Origin of the sequence: Pseudoselenomonas ruminantium, assembly GCF_900104055.1 — a bacterium.
GTDB lineage: Bacteria > Bacillota > Negativicutes > Selenomonadales > Selenomonadaceae > Selenomonas_A > Selenomonas_A ruminantium_C.
This window is the reverse complement of record NZ_FNJQ01000013.1, coordinates 65311-75687: the sequence shown is the minus strand read 5'-3', so window position 1 is coordinate 75687 and position 10377 is coordinate 65311. Positions and strand designations below refer to the sequence as shown.

Annotated in this window: 9 protein-coding genes and 1 pseudogene; 8 read left to right on the top strand and 2 right to left on the bottom strand. The window is 49.2% G+C overall.

Going from position 1 to position 10377, the window contains the following annotated elements; genetic code table 11:
- Positions 1-129: 129 nt before the first annotated feature.
- Positions 130-879 carry an ATP-binding protein gene (locus BLQ59_RS07190; RefSeq protein WP_074572193.1) on the bottom strand — a complete coding sequence of 250 codons (750 nt, stop codon included), beginning with the start codon at positions 877-879 and terminating at the stop codon, positions 130-132.
- Complete coding sequence (gene istA / locus BLQ59_RS07185) at positions 869-2407, bottom strand: IS21 family transposase (protein ID WP_074572192.1); 1539 nt, start codon at positions 2405-2407, stop codon at positions 869-871. The genes BLQ59_RS07190 and istA overlap by 11 nt, the downstream gene beginning before the upstream one ends.
- Positions 2408-2840: 433 nt before the next feature.
- On the opposite strand from istA, the gene BLQ59_RS16385 reads away from it, so the two are divergent.
- The 8 genes and pseudogenes from BLQ59_RS16385 to BLQ59_RS07145 all read left to right on the top strand — a co-directional run bounded on the left by BLQ59_RS16385 (position 2841) and on the right by BLQ59_RS07145 (position 10367).
- The gene (locus BLQ59_RS16385) at positions 2841-3050 is read left to right on the top strand and encodes a hypothetical protein (protein WP_176756754.1); all 210 of its coding nucleotides are present in this window, start codon (positions 2841-2843) and stop codon (positions 3048-3050) included.
- 16 nt (positions 3051-3066) lie between these two features.
- The gene (locus BLQ59_RS16535) at positions 3067-3210 is read left to right on the top strand and encodes a hypothetical protein (RefSeq protein WP_442516115.1); all 144 of its coding nucleotides are present in this window, start codon (positions 3067-3069) and stop codon (positions 3208-3210) included.
- A 77-nt stretch (positions 3211-3287) separates the two neighbouring features.
- Entirely contained in the window at positions 3288-6701 is a 3414-nt protein-coding gene (locus BLQ59_RS07170) for a DEAD/DEAH box helicase family protein (protein WP_074572190.1), read from the top strand.
- Between the two features lie 79 nt (positions 6702-6780).
- A pseudogene (locus BLQ59_RS07165) lies at positions 6781-7236 on the top strand (efflux RND transporter permease subunit); the annotation flags it as partial.
- Positions 7237-7333: 97 nt separating this feature from the next.
- Positions 7334-8137, top strand: coding sequence for a Cof-type HAD-IIB family hydrolase (locus tag BLQ59_RS07160; protein WP_074572189.1), 804 nt, complete (start codon positions 7334-7336; stop codon positions 8135-8137).
- 13 nt (positions 8138-8150) lie between these two features.
- A complete protein-coding gene (locus tag BLQ59_RS07155) occupies positions 8151-9080 on the top strand; it encodes a ComEC/Rec2 family competence protein (protein ID WP_074572199.1) in 930 nt (309 codons plus the stop codon).
- Positions 9077-9277 carry a DUF3006 domain-containing protein gene (locus BLQ59_RS07150; RefSeq protein ID WP_074572188.1) on the top strand — a complete coding sequence of 67 codons (201 nt, stop codon included), beginning with the start codon at positions 9077-9079 and terminating at the stop codon, positions 9275-9277. Before BLQ59_RS07155 ends, BLQ59_RS07150 begins: the two co-directional genes overlap by 4 nt.
- Positions 9278-9296: 19 nt before the next feature.
- Positions 9297-10367 (top strand): N-acetylmuramoyl-L-alanine amidase family protein, encoded by a 1071-nt coding sequence (locus BLQ59_RS07145; protein ID WP_074572187.1) that lies wholly within the window; start codon positions 9297-9299, stop codon positions 10365-10367.
- The last annotated feature ends 10 nt before the right edge of the window (positions 10368-10377 follow it).

The following is a 10377-nucleotide window of genomic DNA, read 5'->3' as shown; positions in this document are numbered from 1 at the left end:
GTGAATACTGCGGCGCTTGAGAGCATATCAATATGCTTCTCAGAGCCACTTAATATAGATGGCGTTAGCCATCCGATATGATAGACAGAGCCATCCATCTCCGATGGACACGGATGACTCCGCCATGGTTTATGCTTCTTCCATTTCAGCCATACGCTGCCGCATGGATACATCGCCTTCCAGTTTCATTTTATAAGAACCAGGGATGATACGGTCCATGATGGCATCTGCCACAGCTCCGCCGCCAAGTTGGCTATGCCAGCCAGGAATGTCAAACTGTGAGCAGAAGATTGTGGCCGATTGCCCCCAGCGGCGCTCCAGAAGTTCCAGAAGCATCCGTTGCTGAAGCTCATTGATTGGGATTAGCAAAAACTCATCGAGAATCAGCATTTTGATTTTCTGATACTTTTTCATAAGATCCAATTGAGCTGTTTTGGCTTCTGCTTCTGCATATTCTGCGAAGAAATCCGGCAGGCGCAAATAGAGAACTTTATAACCATCACGACATGCGTTGATTCCAAGCGCATTGGCTAGGAACGTCTTGCCGCTGCCAGTCGGTCCTAGAAACATGACATTCCGCTTTTTGTCAATGTAAGCATTGGTACGGAGCATCTGAATTAGGTCCCGATCCAAGTGACGGTCCGGCCAGTACAAGATATCTTCCATATCAGCTGTGTTGCTGGGGAATTTCGCACTGGTGATGAGCTTTTTCAGCTTGGTATTCAAACGAACGTCAGATTCACGGTCAACAATGAGTGAAAAGCGCTCATTGAATGTCATGGATTCAAATTCCTCCGGATGTTCCATCTGATCCATATAAGTTTTTGCCATAACAGAGAGACGCATCTCCTGCAGCTTACGGACAGTTTCATTTACCATGGTACTCACCTCCGTAATAAGCTGCTCCTCTGACAAATGCATTCTGAGAATGCGCCGCAGGCTGCTCAATCTTGATATCCTGCTGAGTCACTAAGATGTTTTGGATGAGTTTATAGCGAGGTGATGGAACCTGCCGCAGTGCAAGCTCACAGGCAGTATTCAATCGTGGAATGCCGTATTGATCTGACAGTTTCAGGAGAGCAAGGCAGCCCTTGTAGGCTTGTTCTTCTACGCGGTAGCTGGCCAGCAGCCGCTCGATGACTGTGTGGACATGTTCGCCACATTTTTCTGACCACCGACGGAAGCGATTGCCATCCCATTGGCTGTATAGCTGATGATTTTTCGGCATATGTTCTTCCACAGTTGAATACTGTCCGCGTTTGCCAACGATTCTTTTGTGATTGGCGATCCGCCTCCCTTCTGTATAAATCTCTACAACATGGCTGGTAAGCCGCACATCCACACGCTTGCGGACATATTCGTAAGGAACTGAGTAGTTCTGATGGTCTACCGTGATATGGTAGTTGAGTTGAACCGTTGCCTTTTTCCAGTCTGCGTACTCATATGGGCACTGCGGTAACGGACGAAGAAATGGACACTCCTCCATATGGAATATAGAACTGCGTGAGCCATCTTTTTTCTGGAAGGGGGCTTCGTTGAACCGGTACAGTTCCTCCTGAATTGCCTGATTCATCTCGTAAAGGTCGAAAAACTTTCGATTGCGGAGTTTGGCAATGATATGAGTCGTTACTTGGCCGACGCTTCCCTCAACAGCAGCTTTATCCTTTGGAGCCAGCACACGTGCTGGCAACAATGCCATCCCGTAATGGTCTGCAAATTCTTGATAAGAGCGATTGGCAATGGGATCCTCATGTTTTCGATGCGAAATGATACCGGTGCGGAGATTATCTGACACGAGTAATCTGGCGCTGCCGCCAAGAAACTCCATGAGATGAATATGGGCCTGAATCCACGAATGTTCTTTCATATCACGGCATGCCTCTGCATAGCAATACATGCTGAACGGCAAGGTGGCGACAAACAAGTACGCTTTCGTAACCGCACCAGTTTCAGGATTATACAACTTAAGCGTAGTACCAGCCCAATCTACCATAAGCCGCTCAGCTGGCTTGTGATGAATATGCATGGTAAGGTGGTGATGGTCGACAAAATCACGATACCGCTTACAAAATTGGGAATACATGAAATATAGCTTATTAGCCTGCCGGCAGTCTGCTGCATATTCTTCCCATAGGAGTTTTAGCGTTACACCGCTTTTCAAGAGCTCCTTATGAATGAATTCATAGTCTGGCTGAACCTGACCAGGCAAATCTGCTTCAGCAGGAAAGAGGTGATGATGCAATGCTGCCAAATCCATACCATCCAAAGCAGCCGCATCCAGCGGATGCTCGTGGCAAGCCTTGACGACTTTAGCCACCGTGTTGCGGGATACCCGGAGAACAGCGGCAATAGACCGCTGACTCTCACCTTTGAAAAAGCGATGAAGAATCTCTTTTTCCTTGGACATGAAAAACCACACTCCTTATACAATGAATTCGTGGACCATTCCACGTGTCCATTGTACCGCGACACTGAGTGGCTCTCTAGAGCGTATTGGATTTAATTTTAGGGGCGGCTCCGTGCAGCGTAACAGGTGGCTCTCAATAGGAGATTGACCTGGCTCTGCGGAGCGGAATACTCACCGGGATGGCCTGTTGTTAGTGTGGTAGCTGACAACAGGCTGTTTTTATGTAAATACCCCCTAGCCGAAGCATAGGGGGCTTTGCTAGGGGGTAGACTAGCTCAGACATGATATGCTATTGGAAGTTACGGTGTTGGAGGCTGGTGGGAAGGAACATAGTCGTGAAAGATACCGTTATCAAAGAAATCATGCAATCCATGTTGCCGTTTTTGGATAATGTGCAGTTGTTGCAGTTACAGGGGGGGGATTAAATGATAGATTGGCAGGAAGAAAGGTGGTTGCTGTTCAGGGGATAGAGACTGTTGCCGTGCGATTCAGCAATGAGGAATTGCTGGTGATATTTTTATCAGCGAAAAAAGTAGAGGGATGCAGTGATAGAACCGTGCGCTATTATCGTCTTACTCTGCAAAAGGCCTTGGAGCAGTTGAAGAAGCATTTGACGCATATATTTAGTAAGCAGGCAGGATGATAATCCTGCCTTATTCGTGTCCTTGCAACGGCCTTATAATCGCCTGCAAATCAGTGGGGTGGAAATAAGGCTAAGGGAACTAGGTCGCAAGCTGGGGATTCATAAAGTTCATCCGCATAAGTTCCGTCGCACCTTGGCAACCAGAGCAATCGAAAGTTGACGATGTTTTTGTCTGTCGACAAAATTTGCGCAGTGGCGTTATAATAAATGTAACTATTTATTAAGGGGATGACGGCTATGGCATCGAATTTTGATTTTTTGACCGGTCAATCTGACTGGTCAAATATAGCAGAACGTGCGCATAAGGCGGAGCAGGGACTGGCGATAGCGCCGGAATTTGCAGCTATCTTTGCGCGTTCGGCCATGGAGCTGGGCATCAAGTGGGTTTATCATGCCGAGGGTATGGATACGAGCGACCCGTATAAATATGGCAAGGATAGGGAGCTTTTTGCCCTGCTGAAGGATAGGGGCTTTTGCGAAGTGGTGGGGGATAACAAGCTGCTTCACATGCTTGATCAGTTGCGCTTGTTCGGCAATCGGGCCGCTCATGGTGGAAGTCCGCTTACGCATGGGGACGGTGTACTGGCACTTAGAATCCTCTTTGAGTTTCTGAGTTGGATGGCCTATTGCTACACATCGATTCAGGAAGAAATGGTTTTTGATGAAAGCATTTTGCCATCTCCTGATGATAAGGCTGCTGTCAGCCAAAAGGAAATTCAAAAACAGGCAGAGAATATCGCGAAGAAAGATGCTGCGCTGGCGCAGAAACAGCATGAGCTGGAGGAAAAGAATCAGGAACTGGATGATATAAGGGCGAAGAATGAGCAGCTGCAACAGGAACTTACTCGTCTGCGCAAGGAGCGTCAGGCACAGGGAGCGTTCCATGTCAATCCGATTACGGAAGCGGAAACCCGCAAGCGCTATATTGATTATGACTTGGAAGCGGCAGGCTGGATAATTGGCGATAACTGCCGTATTGAGGAAGAAGTCTCTGGCATGCCGAATGCCTCCAATACCGGCTTTTCGGATTATGTGCTTTACGGCAGAGATCAGAAGCCTTTGGCCATTGTGGAAGCCAAGCGTACAAGTTTCGACCCCGAGAAGGGCGCCAAACAGGCAGAACTCTATGCCAATAGTTATGAGGCGAAGTATGGACGCCGTCCCTTTATCTTTATGACCAATGGCCTGCGCACGGTGTTTCTCGATGAGCAGGGAGGTTATCCCCGTCGGGATGTATCAGGGTTCTTTACGCAGGATGATTTGCAGATGCGCATGGACAGGCGAGGGATGCAGCAGCCTTTGGCCGAGGTTGAGCCGAATCACGATATTGCAGGCAGACCTTACCAGATTGAGGCAGTCAAGGCGGTGGAAGAAGCGTTTGACCACAAGCGCAGGAAAGCGCTGATTGTGCAGGCAACGGGAACGGGCAAGACCCGTGTAGCCATCAGCTTGTCGGATGTGTTGTTTCGTGGCGGCTGGGTAAAGCGCATTTTGTTTTTGGCTGACCGTACCGCTCTGGTGCGCCAGGCCAAACGCAGCTTTATGGATTTTTTCAGCAATGAGATTCCCATGGCTAGTCTTATGGACAGCCGGGATGATGCGGCAACGGCGCGGATTATCTTCAGTACTTATCCCACCATGATGAACGCCATTGACACGGCGAAGAATCCTGAGGGGCGCAGAGTTTTCTCGCCAGCTGCATTTGACCTTATCATTATCGATGAGAGCCATCGCAGTATCTATCAGCGGTATCAGGCGATTTTTCAGTATTTTGATGCGATGCTGTTGGGCCTTACGGCAACGCCGAAGAATGAAGTGGATAAGAATACCTATCGCCAGTTCGAGTTGGAGGCAGGGAATCCTACCTTTGCCTATCAATATGACGAGGCTGTGGAGCAAGGTTATCTTGTTCCCTATGAGCAGTTTGAGCGTACCACGGACTTAATGAAGAATGGACTCCATTATAAAGACCTCAGCGAAGAGGATAAAGAGCATTATGAGGAAGTTTTTGGCCTGGCTGGTGATAATGCTCCGGATATTATGAGTTCGGCCTTCAATAAATATGTATTTAATCGTCAGACTGTGCAGATGGTCATCAAGGATTTGATGGCGATGGGGCAGTATATTGATGGCGGAGATAAGCTAGGCAAGACTATCATCTTTGCCAAGAATAGGAAGCATGCTAAATTCATTGTGGATATTTTCCATGAGATGTATCCTGAACTTGGCGATGCGTTCATTCAGCAGGTGGATGGCAGCATTGACTATCATGAGCAGATTATTGATGATTTCCGCACGCCGGATAAGATGCCGCAGATTGCCGTTTCCGTTGATATGCTGGATACTGGCATTGATGTGCCGGAAGTACTGAACCTTGTGTTCTTCAAGATGGTGCGTTCGTACAGTAAATTCTGGCAGATGATAGGCCGTGGCACACGCCTTTGTCCTGACCTTTTCGGCCCGGGACAGGATAAGCAGAACTTCTATATCTTTGACTATGGCGGGAATTTTGAATACTTCAGCCTCCAAGGCAATAAGCTGAAGGAATCCAAGAACCAGCCGTCGTTGGTGGAACGCATTTACAATTTGCAGGCCAATTTGTATCTGCTGCTTTATAAGGATAAAGATGCGGAGCGGCAGGAATTTGCCCAAAAACTCTTTGCACAGCTGCATGGCACAGTGATGGCCTTGGATGATGACAGTTTCCGTGTGATTCAGAATCGCCAACAGGTGGAGAAATATCGGGATAGACGCAGTTGGGCAAATCTGACCGCGGATGATGTGACTGAGATTGCCAAATATATAGCGCCCATCATTCCTGCACAGGATGATGATGTAATGGCCCGCTTTTTTGACCAGAAGATGTACGGCATTATGTACGATTATCTGATGGCCAGGGATATTACGGCGAAGGCGGCGCAAGTGGAGGAAACGGCCGATAAACTGAGTTCGCCTAATTTGCAGACCATTCCCCAGATCAAAACGAAGCAAGCATTTATTCAGCAAGTGCGTTATCCTGAATATTGGGATGATGTGACGGTGGATAAGATTGAAAAAGTGCGGACAGAGCTGCGTGATTTATTGAAGTTCCTGGAACCTGAGAGTGCGAAAATCTATTATACAGATTTCAGCGATAACCTCATTATGGTCAGGGAAACACATGTGGTTACGCCTGAGCAGACTTCGGAAAGTTACAAGAAGAAGGTTGAGCGCTACCTGAAAGAGCATCAGGACAATATCGCGGTTCATAAGCTCCGCACGAACAAGCGGTTGACTTCTACGGACTTGCATGAGCTGGAACGCATTCTGTGGGAGGAGCTGGGAACCCATGAAGATTATCGCAATCTTTATGGAGAATGTCCTGTGGGGCTGATGGTGCGTAAAACTGTGGGTATGGACAGAGCAGCTTTGGAAGAAGCTTTTGCCGAGTTCCTGCAGGAGAACCGTCTGAATCTTCGTCAGATTGACTTTGTGAAGCGTATTATTGACTATTTGGCTAAGAATGGCGAAATGATTCCCAAAGATGTTACGAAACCTGCCTTTGCAGGTATGAGCAATGTGGCACATTTGTTTAAGGGTAATGTAGGGGAGGTTAATAATATCTTTGCAAAAGTGAAAGAAGTTACCAATAATGGTAGCGAAATTGCATAAAGAAATGGTCCAAAGGCGGTTGATAATGTAGAGACCCCCATAAGTTAGATTGACTGGTCTAACTTATGGGGGTCTCTACATCTTTGGCGCCTTTTTTGTCCAATATACCCTGCTGATGGTGGAGGCTGCCTGCGGGTATCTGAATATGGGCCTGATGAACAGTGTCTACATGCAGATTGGTGTCATCATGATCATGGGGCTGGCGGCCAAGAACGCCATCCTGATCGTGGAATTTGCCAAGGCTCGTGTGGATGCCGGTATGGAACCGGTGAAAGCCACTATCGAGGCGGCGGGGCTGCGCCTGCGGCCAATCCTCATGACCTCTCTGGCCTTTATCATCGGCTGCCTGCCCCTGGCGCTGGCCAGCGGCGCCGGCGCTGCCGCCCGCAACAGCATGGGAACGGCCGTAGTAGGTGGTATGTTCTTTGCCACCTGCATGGGGGTATTCCTGATTCCGGTCCTTTACGTCATTGTGATCTGGATTACGGCTAAATTAAGAGGAAACAAGGACACGGAGACACAGATGGTCAAATAAGGAGTTCGCGGGAAAAACTCTTGAAAGAAACCTCGATTTTTAGTAACATGAAGAGAAGAAAGTTATCTCAGAAGTTATTAAGAATTGAGGTTTTTTGGTGACCAAAGCAGTATTTTTTGACATCGACGGCACACTGATCAATATTCATCATAATAGAACGAGCATATCGCCATTGGTAAAGAAGGCTATCCGCGAGCTGCGGGCGGCAGGACATCATACATTCATCGCGTCCGGACGTCCCTGGGCCTATCTCAGTGCGGAACTGACGCAGGAAGATCTCTTTGATGGCTATGTGCTGATGAATGGTGCCGTGGTTATCCTGGACGGGCAGGTGATCTTCCGACAGGATATGCCGGCGCAGACGGTTAAGGAGATGGTGGATCTGGCCGAAAGCCATGGCCTGGAATATATATTGGAAAGCCAGCCAAAAGTTTATTTGCGGCAGGAATTCAAAGGCCTGGAAAATGTTTACCGCAAGATTGACATTGATGTCGATCAATTCGTGCGGGATTTTGACTTGTCAGATGTGCACGCAGCCAAGCTGGAATTCCTCTGTGATACGCCCGGTGCGGATGGCGTGTTTGAGAAGCTTCTGTCCTGGCCGGGGGTGACGGGGCTTATCGATCCCACCCTGCGGAAGTATATGGAGCTTTATGCTGCGGATATTTCCAAGGCCACGGGCATCCAGCGGGCACTGAACTATCTGCAGATTCCACTGGAAAATAGTTTCGCCTTCGGGGATGGCCTGAACGATATGGAGATGATGGGAACCGTAGGTCATGCCCTGGTGATGGGTAATGCCGGGCCGGAGCTGAAATCTCTGGCTGAACATGTGCTGCCGACCGTAGATGAAGACGGTGTGGCAGAGGGGATATACCGTTATATCCTGAAGCGTATTTGAGGTGACGAATATGATGAAAAAAAAGCTGGGGCTGGTGATGGCTCTGCTGCTGGCAATGACCTGCTTTTTGGCAGGCTGCGGCGGAAAGCAGGCAGAGAAAACGGTTGCAAATAGTGCTGCGCAGGGGAATGAGCAGGCAGCCAGTATGACCGTCAAGATGCTCAATGTCGGGCAGGGCGATGCCGTTCTGGTTCAGACCAGGGAACAGACAGTCCTGATTGATACCAGTGACCTGGATGAACAGGAGAAACTGCGGGCAGAACTGAAAAAGGCCGGTGTCAAGCGCATTGACAAGCTGATTCTGACACATCCCCATGCGGACCATATCGGTGGCGTGGAAGGTGTGGTGCTCAAGGATTATGAAGTCGGTGAGGTATACGACAATGGCATGCCTTCCAAATCCAAGATCTACACTCGTTATATGAAGCTCTTGAAGCAGAAGAATATCAAGCGCCATGGCCTGGTGGCCGGTGAAGAACTGGATTTCGGCGACGGCGTGAAATTCAAGGTATTTGCGCCGGCTAAGGAAATCGTGGATAAGGGCAGCAAGACGACAGAAGGACATGATCCCAACAACGAGTCCGTTGTGGGCAAGCTGATCTTTGGCGAATTCACCATGATGTTTACAGGCGATGCGGAGAAGACAGAGGAAGAGCCCATTGTCAAAGCCTATGGCGGCGAGCTGCAGAGCAAGATCCTGAAGGCTGGGCACCATGGCAGCAAGACATCCTCTTCGGCAGATTTCCTGCGGGCTGTTGCGCCGGAAGCGGCGTTGATTTCCTGCGGAGCGGGCAATGATTACGGTCATCCCCATACACAGACGATGAAGAAGTTCCATAGCATGAAACTGAAGATCTACGAAACGGATAAGAACGGAACCATCACGGTGACGACGGATGGCAAGACATATGATATCGTACCAGAAACGGGGGGCGCACAATGATTTCTGCTTATATTGACCGCTATGAAGGTAAGCTGGCAGTCCTGCTGCTAGGTGAGGAAATGAAAAAAGTGAACTTTCCCCGTGAATTCCTGCCAGATGATGCAGGTGAAGGCGATTATATCAGGATTGATATCGCTTTGGATAAAGAGGCCAATGAAGCGGCCGAACAGGAAGCCTTAGAGCTTCTGCGCGATTGATTTTTGGGAGGCTAATTTGATGAATAACGTATTCCGCTGGGCAAGATTGGTGGGCGTTTTGGTTACTCTGGCAGCTTTTTTCCTCGGTATGCTGCCAAATGGGGCAGAAGCTGCCCGGGCTGATGAGCATAAACTCAATTATTTTCAGACGAGTCGGGTGAAGATCGCAGGGCGCAATGCGCTGCGCATCGAGATCGGTATGACAGGAGATGAGCCGCGCTATACGGTCACGACACATAATTATCTGCGTCAGGAACTGGTGCTGAATCTGCCCCATACGCAGCGCGGCCGCGTGAAGAGCTATATTCCGATGACAAATGGATTGGCTAATCAGGTGCGGATCACGGAAGCAGGCAGCAGCACACAGATTGCCGTAGAACTGGCCAATCCTGTGACGAGCGACAGCTATCGGATTTCGACGATGCCGGCGGAACGACGGCTGAAGAAGCCAGCCCGTATCGTGTTGGAAATATTTGAACCTTACAAGGATGGGGATGGCAGCTTTTCCGCTGGCCCGGGAATCAAGGGCAAGACCATCGTAGTGGATGCCGGTCATGGCGGCAGTGACAGTGGTGCCGTCGGACCGACAGGTGTCATGGAAAAAACGGTTACGCTGTCTGTGGCCAAAAAGGTCCAGAAGCTCCTGACGCAGTCCGGTGCCCGGGTAATCATGACGCGTACGCGGGATGTGGATGTCTATGCACCCAATGCCACGGGAAAACAGGAATTGCAGGCCCGCTGTGATGTGGCCAATCGGGACAGACGGACGGCACTCTTCTTATCCATCCATTGCAATGCTTTTTCCAGCCCTTCGGCCAATGGCATGGAAACCTATTACAGTGCAGGTTCCGGCAAGGGGCAGCGCTTTGCAACCCTCTTGAATCAGGAACTTGCCAAGTCTGGCGGACTTTTCAACCGGGGCGTCAAAACCGCTAATTATTATGTGCTGCGTCATACCAATATGCCGGCTTCCCTGATAGAATTAGCCTTTGTGACGAACTACCGGGAAGAACAGCTTTTGCGCAGTGAGGCTTACCAAAATAAATTAGCAGCAGCAATAGTGCGGGGCATTGCCCGCTATTTTAAATGAGGTGATCGAT